The sequence below is a fragment of the Oceanobacillus damuensis genome, from assembly GCF_001618145.1.
GTDB lineage: Bacteria > Bacillota > Bacilli > Bacillales > Amphibacillaceae > Oceanobacillus > Oceanobacillus damuensis.
Genome location: NZ_LQNF01000014.1, coordinates 1 through 16,175 on the forward strand (window position 1 = coordinate 1; position 16,175 = coordinate 16,175).

At 39.0% G+C, this 16,175-nt stretch carries 16 protein-coding genes and 2 riboswitches; of the genes, 11 read left to right on the top strand and 5 right to left on the bottom strand.

Annotated features, from left to right (window positions below):
* Nucleotides 1-569 precede the first annotated feature (569 nt).
* On the top strand, nt 570-698 hold the full coding sequence (locus tag A4245_RS20790; protein ID WP_267886912.1) for a hypothetical protein: 129 nt from the start codon (nt 570-572) through the stop codon (nt 696-698).
* A 118-nt stretch (nt 699-816) separates the two neighbouring features.
* Here A4245_RS20790 and A4245_RS10355 read toward each other — a convergent pair whose 3' ends face one another.
* On the bottom strand, nt 817-1,986 hold the full coding sequence (locus tag A4245_RS10355; protein WP_067727664.1) for an alanyl-tRNA editing protein: 1,170 nt from the start codon (nt 1,984-1,986) through the stop codon (nt 817-819).
* A gap of 224 nt (nt 1,987-2,210) precedes the next feature.
* On the opposite strand from A4245_RS10355, the gene A4245_RS10360 reads away from it, so the two are divergent.
* Nucleotides 2,211-2,738 (top strand): YehS family protein, encoded by a 528-nt coding sequence (locus A4245_RS10360; RefSeq protein WP_067727665.1) that lies wholly within the window; start codon nt 2,211-2,213, stop codon nt 2,736-2,738.
* 365 nt (nt 2,739-3,103) lie between these two features.
* Here the strand turns inward: A4245_RS10360 and A4245_RS10365 are convergent, their stop codons facing one another.
* Nucleotides 3,104-3,382 (bottom strand): hypothetical protein, encoded by a 279-nt coding sequence (locus tag A4245_RS10365; RefSeq protein WP_067727666.1) that lies wholly within the window; start codon nt 3,380-3,382, stop codon nt 3,104-3,106.
* Nucleotides 3,383-3,877: 495 nt separating this feature from the next.
* Here A4245_RS10365 and A4245_RS10370 point away from each other — a divergent pair, with 495 nt between their 5' ends.
* Nucleotides 3,878-4,732: an MBL fold metallo-hydrolase gene (locus A4245_RS10370; RefSeq protein ID WP_067727667.1), complete on the top strand. Its 855-nt coding sequence runs from the start codon at nt 3,878-3,880 to the stop codon at nt 4,730-4,732.
* A 194-nt stretch (nt 4,733-4,926) separates the two neighbouring features.
* Here the strand turns inward: A4245_RS10370 and A4245_RS10375 are convergent, their stop codons facing one another.
* A complete protein-coding gene (locus A4245_RS10375; protein WP_067727668.1) occupies nt 4,927-5,523 on the bottom strand; it encodes a Maf family protein in 597 nt (198 codons plus the stop codon).
* A 181-nt stretch (nt 5,524-5,704) separates the two neighbouring features.
* On the opposite strand from A4245_RS10375, the gene A4245_RS10380 reads away from it, so the two are divergent.
* The 3 genes from A4245_RS10380 (at nt 5,705) to A4245_RS10390 (ending at nt 8,671) form a co-directional block, all read left to right on the top strand.
* Nucleotides 5,705-7,246, top strand: a complete 1,542-nt coding sequence (locus A4245_RS10380; RefSeq protein ID WP_067727669.1) for an AbgT family transporter — start codon at nt 5,705-5,707, stop codon at nt 7,244-7,246.
* Nucleotides 7,247-7,261: 15 nt separating this feature from the next.
* A complete protein-coding gene (locus A4245_RS10385) occupies nt 7,262-7,681 on the top strand; it encodes an OsmC family protein (protein WP_067727670.1) in 420 nt (139 codons plus the stop codon).
* A gap of 513 nt (nt 7,682-8,194) precedes the next feature.
* Entirely contained in the window at nt 8,195-8,671 is a 477-nt protein-coding gene (locus A4245_RS10390; RefSeq protein WP_067727671.1) for an SRPBCC family protein, read from the top strand.
* 49 nt (nt 8,672-8,720) lie between these two features.
* Here A4245_RS10390 and A4245_RS10395 read toward each other — a convergent pair whose 3' ends face one another.
* The gene (locus tag A4245_RS10395) at nt 8,721-9,632 is read right to left on the bottom strand and encodes a glutamate biosynthesis transcriptional regulator GltC (protein ID WP_067727672.1); all 912 of its coding nucleotides are present in this window, start codon (nt 9,630-9,632) and stop codon (nt 8,721-8,723) included.
* A gap of 150 nt (nt 9,633-9,782) precedes the next feature.
* Between A4245_RS10395 and gdhA the strand changes: the two genes are divergently transcribed.
* The 3 genes from gdhA (at nt 9,783) to A4245_RS10415 (ending at nt 12,521) form a co-directional block, all read left to right on the top strand.
* Nucleotides 9,783-11,165: an NADP-specific glutamate dehydrogenase gene (gene gdhA / locus A4245_RS10400; protein ID WP_067727673.1), complete on the top strand. Its 1,383-nt coding sequence runs from the start codon at nt 9,783-9,785 to the stop codon at nt 11,163-11,165.
* Nucleotides 11,166-11,338: 173 nt separating this feature from the next.
* Nucleotides 11,339-12,028, top strand: a complete 690-nt coding sequence (gene ric, locus A4245_RS10405) for an iron-sulfur cluster repair di-iron protein (RefSeq protein ID WP_234402399.1) — start codon at nt 11,339-11,341, stop codon at nt 12,026-12,028.
* A gap of 301 nt (nt 12,029-12,329) precedes the next feature.
* Nucleotides 12,330-12,521 (top strand): hypothetical protein, encoded by a 192-nt coding sequence (locus A4245_RS10415; RefSeq protein ID WP_067727675.1) that lies wholly within the window; start codon nt 12,330-12,332, stop codon nt 12,519-12,521.
* Between the two features lie 58 nt (nt 12,522-12,579).
* Here A4245_RS10415 and A4245_RS10420 read toward each other — a convergent pair whose 3' ends face one another.
* The gene (locus A4245_RS10420; RefSeq protein ID WP_067727676.1) at nt 12,580-13,560 is read right to left on the bottom strand and encodes a TIGR00341 family protein; all 981 of its coding nucleotides are present in this window, start codon (nt 13,558-13,560) and stop codon (nt 12,580-12,582) included.
* 407 nt (nt 13,561-13,967) lie between these two features.
* Between A4245_RS10420 and A4245_RS10425 the strand changes: the two genes are divergently transcribed.
* Nucleotides 13,968-14,405, top strand: coding sequence for a potassium channel family protein (locus A4245_RS10425; RefSeq protein ID WP_324609857.1), 438 nt, complete (start codon nt 13,968-13,970; stop codon nt 14,403-14,405).
* 203 nt (nt 14,406-14,608) lie between these two features.
* Nucleotides 14,609-14,688: riboswitch (ZMP/ZTP riboswitch) on the top strand.
* A gap of 130 nt (nt 14,689-14,818) precedes the next feature.
* Nucleotides 14,819-14,897, top strand: a riboswitch (glycine riboswitch).
* Between the two features lie 192 nt (nt 14,898-15,089).
* Nucleotides 15,090-16,172 (top strand): 3-phosphoserine/phosphohydroxythreonine transaminase, encoded by a 1,083-nt coding sequence (gene serC, locus A4245_RS10430; RefSeq protein WP_067727677.1) that lies wholly within the window; start codon nt 15,090-15,092, stop codon nt 16,170-16,172.
* The last annotated feature ends 3 nt before the right edge of the window (nt 16,173-16,175 follow it).

Here is a 16,175-nt window from a genome sequence, read left to right on the forward strand (position 1 = left end):
CATTTCATTAGCTTTTCCATCTCGTTTTGATGTTCATAGTGAAGATGAAGGACATTTCATTAGCTTTTCCCTCTCATTTTGATGTTCATAGTGATGATGAAGGTCATTTCATTAGCTTTTCCCTCTCATTTTGATGTTCATAGCGATGATGAAGGTCATTTCATTAGCTTTTCCCTCTCATTTTGATGTTCATAGCGATGATGAAGGTCATTTCATTAGCTTTTCCCTCTCATTTTGATGTTCATAGCCATGATGAAGGACATTTCGTTAGCTTTTCCATCTCATTTTGATGTTCATAGCCATGATGAAGGTCATTTCATTAGCTTTTCAATCGCATTTTGAACTTCTTACCCCTATGAAGATCATTTCACCATCTTTTCGTCAAGTTTGGAACTTCATCCCCATGATGTTCTTTTAATCGTTTTTAAGTCTTCAGCCAGATATAACGTGATTTTTTGAAAAAGGCAGTGTTGCTTGATCTAGGAGAAACTAAAAAATCGTGCACACTTCCAGCCTTCCTGCATATAATAACTTCTGTGTGAGGAATTAGTTAGAAAGGAAGAGGACCTATGGAAACAAAGCAAATGATTCGTTTGGCGAGCAACCAGATAAATGATGGGGGATATAAGGTTATTGAAGTAAATATGTCTGACTCATCCGGAAATCTATATGCCGTTTGCACACCAATAAAAAAATAGTGCAATTGCTTTTGGAAAGACCATCCCTTTTGTATGTTTACATAGGATGGTCTTTTTTCAATTACTGTTAAGAAGGTGATGTGGATTTGATAAGGAGGAACAATACTGATCTTCCTCCTTATCGTATCCTTTTATAGGCGAAATGAAAGAATTCCAAAGCATCTTCACTTGATTGAAACCCTGCCTGGGCCGATTTAGCGTTTCCCCCGCCTTTTCCATTGTACGTGGATATATGTTCTTTATAGAAAGCACCACATGAAAGTGACATAGAACCATCATGGGCCAGGAGAACTTTATTTTCGGCGGTAGTGGCAAACAATACGATTAACTGGTGTTCTGCTGCTATTTTTGCTGCTGTTTTTTGCATCTCTTTTAGTGATTTGTCAGGGAAGATATGTGCAAGAACATTGCCTTCGACGTTGTGGAGCAGTTCTTTTTCCAAATAGCTGTTATTTTGCTCTTCCAGCTCGGAAAGCCGTTTCTGCAGTTCATGATGTTCCTTTTCCCACTTACCAAAGCGATCCAGAATATCTTTTCTACGGGTGTTGAATTTATCGGAGAGGACATCGGTAATTTCCAATGTTGCATTAAAATCGTTCAATGCCCGATAGCCACATTTAAAATGAATTCTGGTGGCGTCTTTCAACTTATCCGTTTTAAAAAGTTTGATTATCCCGATCTCTCCCGTTTGAGAAACATGCGTACCACCACAGGCGTTGTATTCAATGCCTTCAATCTCTACAATGCGGATATTTTCTATTACTGTTGGCTGCTTCACAAGCGGGATACTTTGAAGCTGTTCATTGGTTACAAAATAACTATGTAGGTGACGGTTCTGAAAAATTTGTTTATTTACTTCATGTTCAATCATATGGAGCTGATTTTGTGTCAGGTTGCTCTGATCTACATCAATGGTTACATCTTCTGTTCCAAGATGGAAACTAACCGTTTTTGCCTGAAACAGATCCCGGCAAATAGCAGAAAGCAAGTGCTGCCCACTGTGCTGCTGCATATGATCAAACCTTCTATTCCAATCCAGTTTACAGGTGACATTCATTGTTTCAGGAGGACGTTCCAATTTGTGGACAACCTCATTTCCTTCCAAAAATACATCCAAAACAGCAATATCGTTCAAGCTTCCTAAGTCGCAGGGCTGCCCGCCACCATGGGGATAAAAGGCTGTCTCTTCAAGTATGACATAATAGTCATTTTTGTTTTCTCTTACTTGCTTTATCTTTGTTTGCCATTCTGCTGTCTTTGGTGAGGTATAGTAAAGTTTTGTGGTCATTTTTGAATTCCTCCAGTACATATGAGTAAAGCTTACTATTATCAATAGTATATCATCCACGTTTAATGCAGGGGGATATTCTCAGTTCGTATCTAATTGGAATGAAACCAGCAGTACTATTATATAAATCTCAATTCAGGCAAAACTATAAAACATGACACTAACGTGATAAACTATTAACTTAATGAATCCCGCACACCCTGTAACTATTAGGAGGAAAAATGATGGATATGAATAATAATGACATCTTAATTCGATTAAGATACGCACTTGATATAAAAGATGCGGATATGGTAAAGATATTTAAATTTGGCGGTATCGAGGTAACAAAAGAAGAAGTGCAAAAAATTCTCACAAAAACTGAAGGTTATTATGATGAAGATTTTGATTACGAAGACAGGAATGTAGAAAGTATACCTTGTGATAATCTCATGCTGGAGTCATTTTTAAACGGTCTTATTCAATTTAAAAGAGGAAAACAGGAGATAAAGCCTGGCCAGCCGGAACGCCCGCCAATCATGATAAAGAATAATGCCAGCGTGAATAATGTCATGCTGAAAAAATTGAAAATAGCGTTGAAGTTTACCACAGAAGACATGTTGGCGATATGGGAAAAAGCAGGGGTAGACATCACTAAAGGAGAGTTAAGTGCACTACTGAGGAAAGAAGGGCACAGTAATTATAGGGTATGTGGCGATCGCTATGCGAGGAACTTTTTGAAGGGATTGGGAATGAAGTACAGAGATAGGTAGGTCGTTAGAGGTCGTTAAGAGAACTGATAAAATGCTTAAGATGACTCTGGACTCCCTGTAAGTCTTTTATCGCATTTGAGATAAAGTGTGATGTAACTGGTTTTGTATCTATAATTATGTGCTTTTCCAGCTGTGGCTGAACCGTTCCCGGCCAGATAAACTTGTTATACGGCAGATAAAGACGCTATACAGCATGTAAGACCACTTTAACTCGGAAATTGTAATGTGGGGGCTGCTGGTATAGCGTTAACCAAAATTGCTTATAAATTGCAGATCTTTCAGTTCTTTATTATTGTGAGCTAATACAAATTAGGTACTCTCAAAATGCTTTATCTTCGTTAGATAGGGGATTATTGATTTACCGTTTATTTTTCACCCTTTATTCCACGAAGTATCACTTTTCCATCTATCAAGTCTCTTTCTGACAGAATACATGGAATTTCATACTCAATAAGTTTTCCCTCATTATCAAAAAATAAATATCCTTCTTCTTCGCCATAGATAAAGGAATTGATTTTCATATTTGGGGTAATTAATAACGTCATTTTCTCAGTGTCATTCCACATTACCTTTACGATTGTTTTTTTCTTTAATTTCTTTTCTACCAAAGCTTTCATAGCGCTTAATGAAATGCCTTCTTCCATTGTGAGTCCCCCAAGTGATCATATTTCCAGCATACTGCCAGTTATTTATTATTTGCCGAATCGAAGCACGATATATTCTTATCTATAACATTTATGTAAGAAATTATCCACTAAAGTCTTCTGAGCATGTTTCTCTGATATTATTGAAAATAAGAGCGTTGACCAAGCTGGTGATGCTCCGCCATTTTAGCCAGAATGGGCAATTACTTCTTTTTGTATAAAAAATAACAATCCTCCCTCATCTTTCAAGAAGCCGAAATAGTACCTCCCTGTCTGTATAAGTGCAACGAAATCAATCGCTTTAAATCTTCGTCATTTCCATGGGTTTTAAAATAAGGCTGAGAGATTGGCAGCAATGCAGGAGTCAGTCTTTTCAATACCAGTTGGGCTCAAATTATGCTATGATGGGGCGTGTTGTTCCTACGTTGTTGCGTATATTAATCCTGAAATCGTTTGAAATAGTCATCTAAGAAAAATAAGAGAGAAGGTAGCTAAATGCTGAAAAATCTTGCAAATAGAGTTTATTATATGCCTCATTATTCAGAAACGGACCGTCCCGCATTAGGATTAATTTGCGGAGAGAAATTTAGCTTGGTTGTTGATTCAGGCAACTCACCTGCGCATGCTGACGATTTCCTCCGTCTGGTCGAAGAAATGGATGTATCTCCATTAAAGTTTGTTGTCATTACGCATTGGCATTGGGACCATGTTTTCGGTATTAAAACGATGGATTTGTTAACGGTAAGTCATGAGGAAACGAAGAAGAAAATAGATCATATGAAAACCTTAAAATGGGATGACGCTTCATTAGATAAACGAGTTGAAACTGGAGAAGAGATTGAATTTTGCAGAGATTTTATCAAACGCGAAATGCCTGAACGTGAGCATTTGGAAGTGAAGGGACCGGATATAACCTTTAATGATAAGTTCGAAATCGACTTGGGCGGCATAACCTGTGTGGTTGAACATGTTGGCGGAGTCCATGCTGACGATTCATCGATTATTTATATTCCAGAGGAAAAGATCATGTTTCTCGGAGACTGCATCTATCAGGACTTTTATAGCGGTGAATGGAGTTATGATAAGGATGAACTCAATATCCTGCTAGCTAAAATAAAAAAATACGATGTTAATTGGTATGTGACCGGTCATCAAGATCCGAAGAAAAAAGAAGAAATGGAAAGCTTCTTTGATGATTTAACAAGTATCGGTGAAATTGTCGGTGGGAAAGTTTCCCTTGATAAAGCTGTTGCTGAATTTCAGGACGTAAAAAAGACAAAACCGAGTGAAGAACAGCTAGAGTATATTCAAAACTTTGTAAGTGGCAATCAAAAGGAAAAGAGAAATTGATTGAATGCTCACTTTCATGAACATTTAATCAGATACTTGTAGAAGTAATCGCTAACCTTGGTCGGGCAGGCGGTTACTTCTTTTTGTATAGAAGAACGACAATAGTGACAACAAAAGTTAGAGTCGTTATTGGTGAAAGAATAAAATACGCTATTGAGTAATTAAAGTTGGCATCCACACAGTATGCACCATACTTATACTAAATGTGTATTGGAACCATCCTCAGGATACACAGAAAATCCTCTCAGTTCCCTAACCACCCTCGAAATAGGCAATCCAACCACATTATAATAATCTCCTATTATCTGCTTAACAAACATAGCTCCAACACTTTGAATTCCATAAGCACCTGCCTTATCATACGGATCGTCAGTGGATAGATACCATTCTATTTCCTCTTCCGATAAAGGCCAAAATTCAACCTTTGTTCGTTCAACAAATACTTTTCTATCATTTATTGAGCGTATCATGACACCGGTAAACACCTCATGTATACTTCCGCTTAACGCAGAAATCATTTGGTAAGCCTCTTCCTTGTCTTTTGGTTTCTCATATATTTTTTGATTATGAGAAACAATGGTATCAGCAGATAAGATTATTTCATCCTTATTGTCAATAGAGACATTTCGACCTTTCAGTAAAGCTAATTGGCTTACTTTTTCTGCTGGGTCATTTGTGGTGACTTGCGATTCATCTGTACTCGGTTTACGGATAGAAAAGGGAAGCTGTATTTGGTTCAGAATTTCCTGCCTTCTGGGTGACGATGAAGCCAGGATAAGTGTTTTTGTCATCTATTAGTTCTCCTTTGTTGTCAGCCTTTATTAATTACTGCAATTATTTCATATAATAAGTGAAGTTTAGCAAAATGTTTTTAACACGAACAGATTCATAAGGAGCCTGAGAATAGTTACTAGACATATTTATTTCAATGTGTATACTTAGAACCGAAATAATTCAACCAGGGGGATAAACGTGAATAAGACTCAAACATCCAGATCTATTCGTTTTCTAAATTTTATAGAAGAAAAAGGAAATAAATTGCCACACCCAGTAACCATTTTTATCCTCTTTACGTTAATAGTGATTGCCGTTTCTCACATTTTATACCTGAATGGAATTAGCGTCACGTTTGAAGGTGTGAATAATGAAACGAACGAGACCGAAATGCTTACGGTAGAAGCAGTCAGTCTGCTTGTTCCTGAGGGCATTGCATATATGTTTTCCAATGTTGTTTCCAACTTCACCTCTTTTGTGGCGCTCGGACCTGTGTTGGTAGCCATGTTAGGGGTGGGTGTCGCTGAGAAAAGCGGGTATATCAGTGCGATGATGACGAACACCGTTACGAAAGCACCGAGGAAATTTGTAACGCCGCTCGTCGTGCTAATGGGAGTACTGTCAAATGTTGCAGCATCTGTAGGGTATGTTGTTCTCGTGCCGCTCGGGGCCATCATATTTCTTGGATTCAACCGGCATCCGCTTGCAGGATTAGCTGCTGCTTTTGCTGGGGTATCAGGAGGATACTCTGCCAATCTTTTTTTAGGTACAAACGATCCTTTATTAAGCGGTATTTCCACAGAGGCTGCAAACATTTTAAATGCGAACTATGTGGTAAATCCGACAGATAACTGGTTTTTCATGTTTGCTTCGACTTTCTTAATTGTTATACTCGGTACGCTTATTACAGACAAGCTTATCGAACCGAAGTTAGGAAAATATGTACCGACTGAGGCGGAAACGACGACCCAGCAGCAGATTTCCGGGATTGAAAAGAAAGGGCTGTTATGGGCGAATATTTCCATTTTGCTCGTAATACTCGCAATTCTCCTATTGGTAGTTCCTGAAAATGCCCCATTAAGAGGGGAGGGAGGAAGCATCATCACTTCCCCATTTATGGGCAGTATTATTTTTCTTATGATGATCATCTTCCTTGTTCCAGGTATTGTGTATGGGATTGTAACCAAAACAGTCAAAAATGATAAGGATATTGCCAGTCTTATGACAGCTTCGCTTGAAACGATGGCGGGATTTATAGTATTGATATTCTTCGCTGCACAGTTTGTGGCATTATTCAACTATACAAATTTAGGGACAATCATCGCGGTAAAAGGTGCTGAAATATTACAGGCGATCCAGCTTGATGGGGTATTATTGCTTGTGGCATTAATTATCGCAACGACATTCATCAATCTATTTATCGCCGCGGATTCAGCGAAGTGGGCGATTATGGCACCTGTATTTGTACCGATGTTTATGCAAATGGGGATTTCTCCCGAAGTATCTCAGGTTGCCTATCGAATAGGGGATTCATCAACAAATATAATTTCCCCGCTAATGCCATTCTTCCCATTGATTGTGGCATTTGCCCAGCGTTACGGGAAGCAAAATGGAGTCGGTACGGTTGTGTCGCTCATGCTGCCATATTCCATTATTTTCCTTGTCTGCTGGACGATATTTTTCGTTATATGGTATTTAATGGGCATTCCGGTTGGTCCGGGGACCAGTTTAAATTATTAGAGAGGGATGACAACAATGAAAATTAATACAACATGGACAGGCGGCAGAGCGTTTACTGCTGTTGGGGACTCCGGCTATGCGATCAATATGGACGCTACAGAAGCCTATGGCGGTCTGGGCAAAGGAGCAACACCCACAGAAATGCTGCTCGGTTCTTTGGCAGGTTGTATCGGAATTGACGTCACGATGATATTAAGGCCGCATTTGGACAAAATCGATAAAATAGAAATAGAAACGGATGGCACACGAAAGGAAGAAGCACCTAAAGGCTTTACAGAGATTGTGGTGACATTCGTTGTAGATGGCAAGATCGACAGCAAAAAGGTTTGGCGGGCAATACGCCTGGGAGAGGAAAAATATTGTTCAGTTTCTGATTCCCTAAGCGCCAATATATCCTTTAAGCTAATATTAAATGGGGAAGAACAGCAAGGTTAAAGTTATCGCTTATAATTTGGGGAGCAGACTCACCAGTTTTTAACAATGAACAAACTAAATAACTTCATAAAAAGAGGCTGGTCATAAGTGAAAACTCCTCACAAAAGACAAAAGATTAGAAGATATAGAAGTTTATAAAGAAGAAAAAATCCGAACTGATTCGAATTCTAACGATAGAATTCTGAAGCAAAGTTCGGATTTTTTATAATTTAAGCCCTTTACCCTAGTCCATCCTGACAAATCTATAATCCGTCCAAAAAGCTTTTTAAATGGATGACATTGAGCAGCATGTATCTGTGATTATTGGAATGATTAGAAGAAGCAGTAAATATTGATCATGTTGAAGATGTTTATTGCAATTTTGTTTGGTGCGCAGATATGACTTATGATTACTTTAATAAAAAAGCAAACACTTTTGTTGATAAATTATTCCTGTTACTATGGTATATACAGGGTTTTAATTTATTAGATGTACTTTCATAAAGGTAAAGTCTTTACGAGGAGGAAAAACGAATGGTTGAATACGGAACATTACACCATGAAACAGATGGAAAATATACGTTGAAATTCGAGCGTTTTTTCGCCCAGCAGCCTGAAGAGGTGTTCAATACGGTTATTCATCCGGAATACTTTCCCCAATGGTATCCATTTGCGACTGGAGATATGGATCATAGGGAGGGCGGAGAAATTACCTTTGATGATGGGGAAGGATCGACATACGCAGGGATTATTACAAAATTTGTACCTCCATATGTCTTTGCATTTCGTGAAGTGAAAGATTTGCTATCCATGGAATTCCAATCGGAAGACAAGGGGTGCCGTCTTATTTTTAAGCATACCTTCGATAATCAATCCATGACAGTGAGGACGGCTGCAGGGTGGCACCGCTGTCTTGATGCACTGGGCATATTAGTCAACGGTAAAGAAGCAGCCTGGCCTGATAATGGGGCTGAGCTGCGTGAAGCTTATGAGAAAGCCTTTGCTACTTGATTTTTTTAACCTGCCACAGGAGGGGGCGAGAAATCTGTCTCATGCCCCGCTATTTCCTGAACTCATTCAACCTTGCGTAGGTCTCAAGTAAAAAGCCATAAAACAATTCTTCCGTTGGGAGCAGCTTGCGCTGGGTGGGATAGATGACACCTACGGATCGTGTGAGACTTGGATCCGCTAATGGAACCATTACGGTGGACCTTGGTACATTATCCACTAACGTCATTTCTGGCATCAACGCGATTCCTAATCCAGCAGCCACTAACCCTTTCAATGCATCAATATCTTTTCCTTCAAAATCAACTTTTGGCGAAAATCCGGCCCTATGACAGGCTTCGACAACTTGATCCCGGAATACATACTCTTCAGGCAATGCAACAAAAGGATCATTTTTCAATTCCTGTAACATGATGGATGTTTTATTCGCCAATGGGTGGTAAAGGGGCAGAAGTACGACGATATTTTCCGTGAATAGGGTGGTTCCCTTAATTTTTTTCTCATTCTCTTTAGTTGGCATTGGTGCAATCATCGCTAAATTGTAATGGCCTTTTACCACGCCATCGATTAATTCGCCATAGCGCGCATTACTCATTTGAAATTTAGCTTCAGGATATTTTGTACGGAAGGCATAGATGATCGAAGGCAATGTATGAGCGGCCATGCTGATTGGAAATGCGATTCGAACGGTTCCTTTTTCAGGATTCATATATTCCTTCACTTCCCGCTTTGCCTCTTCCATTAAGTTAGTCGCTTGTTGCATGCGTTCAAAAAAGATTTTTCCAATTGGGGTTAATTTTACATTTCTTCCTTCCCGTAATAAAAGCTCTACACCTAGTTCGTCTTCTAAATTAAAAATTTGTCTGCTGACCGATGATTGCGCAACATGCAGGGCATCAGCAGCCTCTGTCACGTGCTCTCTCTTCGCAACCTCCATAAAATATTGAATCTGTCTCATTTCCATAATCCATCATCCCATCAATTTATGCATTAAACGCATTGATTTCATCGTAAATTTATATTGTAACTATCATTTATAACATTATAGAATGAAAATACGACAAAAAACAGTATTTAAAGCAATTATTTAAAATATATTTAGGGGCTGATTGATATGAAAGCACTCAAAGAATTAGAATTGACACAAGCACAAAATGCCAGGGATTATGTAAATCGCTTATTTAAAGTAGTGGAAGAGCGTAATCCGAACGAACTGGAATTTCAACAAGCAGTCAAAGAAGTATTGGATTCATTAGTACCTGTACTTGTGAAAAATCCGAAATATATCCAACAAGGAGTTTTAGAGAGAATGATTGAGCCTGAGCGTTTAATTACCTTTCGGGTGCCTTGGGTGGATGACGAAGGAAATGTACAAGTGAACCGTGGATTTCGTGTTCAGTTTAATAGTGCAATCGGTCCTTACAAGGGTGGATTACGCTTCCACCCATCCGTCAACGCAAGTATCATCAAATTTCTAGGGTTTGAACAAATCCTTAAAAATTCTTTGACAGGGCAACCAATTGGCGGAGGTAAAGGTGGTTCTGATTTTGATCCAAAAGGTAAATCCGATTTAGAAATCATGCGCTTTTGTCAGAGCTTTATGACAGAACTCAGCAAGCATATTGGTCCAGATATCGATGTACCAGCAGGTGATATCGGGGTAGGGGCAAGAGAAATCGGCTATATGTTTGGTCAATATAAGAAATTGAAAGGAGCATATGAAGCTGGTGTGTTAACTGGGAAAGGCATTGGTTACGGAGGAAGTCTAGGCCGGAAAGAAGCGACAGGCTATGGTCTTGTTTACTTTGTGGATGAAATGCTCAAGGATAAGGGACTCAGCTTTGACGGAAGCACAGTGGTAGTTTCCGGTTCCGGAAATGTCTCGATTTATGCGATGGAAAAGGCTGTTCAGTTAGGAGCAAAAGTTGTAGCGTGCAGCGATTCAAGCGGTTATATTTATGACCCTGATGGTATTAATCTTGATACACTGAAACAATTAAAAGAAGTGGAGAACAAGCGAATTCATGAGTACGTCAAAGAACATCCTGGAGCTACATTTGAAATAGGTTGTTCCAATATATGGTCCGTGCCATGTGATATCGCTTTACCGTGCGCAACTCAAAATGAGCTGGAAAAGGAAGCGGCAGAGTTACTGATATTTAACGGAGTTAAGGCTGTTGGAGAAGGGGCAAACATGCCTTCAACACAAGAAGCCGTCGATACTTTCCTGGATAAGGACATTTTATTTGCCCCTGCTAAAGCAGCAAATGCCGGTGGGGTTGCAGTATCCGCCTTGGAAATGGCCCAAAATAGTGCAAGGCTTGCCTGGACACAAGAGGAAGTCGATAACAAATTACAAGATATCATGAAAAACATTTATCAACAAAGTGTTGAGAATTCTGAGAAATATGAAGTTCCAGGAAATCTTGTAGCTGGTGCCAATATAGCAGGATTTATTAAAGTTGCGGATGCGATGATTGAGCAAGGGATTATTTAAAGGGAATTTTAAAAAGATGTCAGCTTCCTAAAAAGGGAGGCCGACATCTTTTTTATATTTTTTCGACAAAAACCGGGAAGTGACAGGCACCATCCAGTGATATGTATCACAGACGGGTTGGTTTTTTTGGATTACACTATAACCAAGTCAAATTATTAAATGGAGGGGTTATAGTGAATTTTACTGATGAACATACACCAGCAAATATTGTGAAAGTTTTTCCGAAGGCAAGTGATTTATTTAAAGAGAACAAAATTGATTTTTGCTGTGGCGGGAATAGACCATTGAATGAAAGTTTTGAGGAAAAAGAGTTGGATGGAGATAGGATTTTAGAAAAGTTAAATGCAGCGTTTGAGCAATGGAACAAACAAGATCATCATCTCATTGACTGGGATGGCAAGTCACTTTCTGAGCTGGTAGATCATATCAGACATACCCACCATGCATACTTAATGGAAGAACTTCCTGCATTGGGTCAATTCGTAACAAAAATTTATAGCAAGCATGGGGAAAATCATCCACATTTAAAAGGTTTGTATCATTTATACAATGTGTTTAGAATAGAAATGGAAGAGCATACGATTAAAGAGGAAAATGAAGTTTTTCCATTGATTAACCAATACGAGGCAAATCCTAAAAAAACATTACTAGAACAGATTCGAGTGGCGAATGGAGAGCTGGAAGAAGAGCATAATGCTGTTGGAGATATGTTGAAAGAAATGAGAGCTATTGCAACTGAATTTGTACCTCCTGCAAATGCCTGTGGTTCCTACCGAATAACCTATCGGCGATTAGCGGAATTGGAGGAAAATACCTTCCAGCATATTCACTTAGAAAATAATGTGCTATTTACCAGATTATGATGAAATGGAGTCAGGGAATAGGGAGAATTTTGTCAGAAGCCTATTAAGATATTCCAGAAGAATTCCGTGTGGTTCTGCATTGGGCCTAGGCTATCCAAATGAAACTCCAGAACCGAAGAAACATGTACCAAGGGAAAAAGTAGTTTATAATGAAACACTTAACAGATGAAGTGAAAATACATGCGTGTTCCCCCCCTGTTAAAAGGCGCTGGGGAGCAAGCATTTTTTGATATGTAAGAAAGCAAGCATATAATTAACGCTACCTGTTGAATTTTATAATATAGGAAGGGAGTTAATTTTAATGAAATATATGGAATCTCAAATGAAAAGATTGGTCAAGAGCAATAAAGAATTACAAAAACGATTAAAGGAGCTGATGAATGAGCATGATCTTGAAAAAAACTATGCCCTTAAGGCTCTGTATCATTCTGAAGTTGCTTCAGGCGGAAAATATCAGGCCGCTTATCGGGAACTTGATTTACCTAAGGCTTAGGGGTTGGTAAGCCGGGGCCTTAAACTCGTCGCCCCTGCGTCCTTTTACCTCTCCAACTTTATACGACATTAATAAAAAGAATAGCAGTTACAAGTATAATTGTAATTACTGAAATAAATAAGAGGGACAGTTTCCTGGAAATATTCGCTTTCTGCAGATCCTGCCAGTTGTTTGGTTTTATGCCGCTCAGCCAGAATACGAGTACAGCGGAGAGGAGGATTGAATTAACATTGACCATTAAAAGAATAAATGGCACAAGCGCCTCTACCCAGTTTCCACTGCCTAGAATCATGCCGAATACGACAGCAGGGGGAAGTAATGCTACTGAAACCATAACCCCCACAAGTGCACCCGTGTTCCTCTTCACAAAAGAAAGGGCTCCAGCTGCACCGGAGACGATTGCAGCAACTACATCGATGATCTGAATATCTGTTCTTGAAAGAAACTCATCACTATAAACAGGTGGATCGAAAAAAAAGCTAAATACAGCAGCAATCATTACTGGTATACCTATTCCAACCATTGAAGTTAAAAGCGATTGACGTATTAGCTTAAAATCACCGAGGACGGAAGCGAATGAAACAGCTGTTACAGGTCCTATTAGAGGTGCAATTACCATTGCGCCAATGACAATCGCTGGACTGCTCTTTATAATACCAACCGTAGCGACGATTGCCGAAAAAATGATGAACCAAATATAACTGACACTAATTTGGCCTGACGCTTGAACAGTTGTATATAATTCCTGACGGCTTGCTCGCTGCAAATCTCTTTTTTTATCCTCTTCTTTCTCTTTTTTCCTTGGAAGATATGTTTGTACCGGAAGCAGCATGACTTGATAAACGTCTTCACTACCAGGCAAATTTTCCAAATAATCCAGCATTGTTTCTACATCATTGGTTTCTAATAGAATCCGTGTCAAATGCTTTTCATTCTCCGCCTCCGAATACCAATAGGAAATAACGGAAAAATAATCCTTTATTTCATCTATATTTAAAAAATTTTTCGGAGCATAAATTTCAAGCAGTTGTAGTGACATAATTTTCGTCTCCCGTGTACAAAGAAAATATTATGCCTTATTGTTGCCTTTCTTTCTCTTTTCATAACGGAAAATCAAGCTAATTTACTCTTTTTATCTGGAAACTTCTGCTTTTATAGAATCCATATGAAATTTCTGTATTGCATTTTTGGGAAAAAGGGAAAAGAATTAAATAACATTTAAAGGGCCCCGCTCTTAGCTATTTCTGATAAGGAATATCGAAGTCCTTTAAGGTCGACTTTCTTCAATGCACTGAAAGACCCATTCGATTCAAAAAATGCAAATGCTATTTCACGAATGCAGGAAATTTCACTTTGAAGGTGGCCCACTAAACCTGTCCCCGTGGACCACCCGTGGACCTCCCGGAGTTAATGTGAATTAGATTTAATAAAAAGGAGTAGGTAAGTGTGCTGTCGAAATTTCTAATCATCATCACAACATTGTTTTTACTTATCAACATCTATTACTTTTTTACCAATAAAGAATTTAAAAAAAGCTATGTCAGCTTTGCTCTTTTTTACAAACTGCTTTACGTCTTTATAGGTCTGACCGTTGGCTTCGCTGTATTGTATAAACTATTATCTTTGGAAGAAGATATTCTTTTAATAAACGATCCGACTGGGGAGCCAGCTGATGACTCTTTTCTTACCTTCCTTTACTTCAGTGGGGTTACTATCTTATCCATTGGGTATGGGGATCTCGTACCGGTAGGGAGGGCCAGGTTTGTATCTTTGTTCGAAGCAAGTATCGGTGTCCTGCTGCCAACGGCTTATTTTTTGAAAGCGATGGGAATTCAACGGCCTGAAAAGCAAGAGGAGAAAGAGATTAATAGACAAGAGGAATAATGGGGGGAGATAGAAAAAAATTGCCCATAAAAGTTTGTCTTCTTATCCTGAGCTTCCTATGAATTATTACAATGTCGGAAATCAAGGTCAAGTACAAACTTTTATTTTTCTTCAGCAACATAGGTTTCTAATCTATTATCCAACAAATATAATTTTTTGGCTTGCAATTAGGCGCAAAATTTGTTAGGATTAATCCAAATTTAGTGGTCATATGTAACTGGCGAAACGCGGATAACCGCAGGGGAGCATATGTATCGAAAAGTCGATCGCCTGGGCAGAGGTAAGGGGAATCATCCCCTTGCCTCTTTATGCTTACTTAGGAGGCGATACATAATTAACAGTCATATATACACGTAATGAAAGTAAAATTGTATAGTTAAAAAGCTATGATTGTTGTGGGTTACACTATAACAGGAGCAGCTTCTGGAGAGGATGCATCTATTGCAGCGCCGAAGGGTTCAAGATCTCAGGCAAAAGGACAGAAGAATAACAAATGTTTGTTTGTTATTTTGACGTTTAATGAGATTGGGAGGCTGCCAGTCTCTTTTTTAGTAGTTAAAAAAGTATAGACTTTCTTAACTCCATAAGTGCAACTAACGCTGTCACGAAAGGCTTGGTGACAACCAGGTTTTCTAATATTTCTTTATGTTGGACAGATAAATTTGAATAGGATGTGGTGATTAAATGAATAGGGTATTTAATTTCTCTGCAGGTCCATCCATGCTTCCACTGCAAGTATTGGAAATGGCTCAGGAAGAATTGGTCAATTATAGAAATTCAGGCATGTCTGTTATGGAGCTGAGTCATCGATCCGAGCTTTTTACAGAGATAATTAACGAAGCGGAACAGTTGCTGAGAGAATTGATGGCTATTCCAGACAATTACAACGTACTTTTTATTCAGGGTGGTGCTTCCCAGCAATTTGCGATGGTGCCGATGAACCTGCTTGGCAATAGTGGGAAAGCAGATTACGTAAATACTGGATCCTGGTCAAAGAAAGCAATCAAAGAAGCGAAGAAATTTGGTGAAATTCGCGTTATCGCCTCCTCGGAGGATGAAAATTTTACGTATATACCAGCTGTCAACAAAAGCATGATAGACCCAGAAGCGGATTATGTGCATATAACAACGAATAACACAATCGAAGGAACTAGTTATTGCGAGATTCCAGATACTGGTGACGTCCCACTTGTTGCGGATATGTCATCCAATATATTATCTGAGCAAATCGATGTTTCGGATTTTGGTTTGATTTATGCAGGTGCCCAGAAAAATATCGGGCCTGCTGGTCTGACAGTTGTCATCATTAGAGAAGATTTAATCGGACGTGCAATGGAGACATGCCCGACGATGCTTGATTATAAGACACACAGTAACAGTGGCTCATTGTATAACACGCCGCCAACATATGGGGTTTATGTGGCAAAGCTAGTATTTGAATGGCTGAAAGAACTTGGCGGATTAAAAAAAATGGAAAGAATAAATCGTAAAAAGGCTCAAATCCTGTACGACGCGTTGGAAATATCCACCATGTTCAGATCACCTGTGCGAAGAGATAGCCGTTCATTAATGAATATCCCATTTGTTTCCGATTCAGATGAACTGGATGCCGCTTTTGTGAAGGAAGCAAAAGTGAAAGGACTTGAAACATTAAAAGGCCATCGTTCGGTTGGAGGCATGCGTGCCAGCATTTATAATGCAATGCCGGTTGAAGGAGTCGAGGCATTGGTTACATTCATGAGAGATTTTGAGAATAAACATAAATAGAAA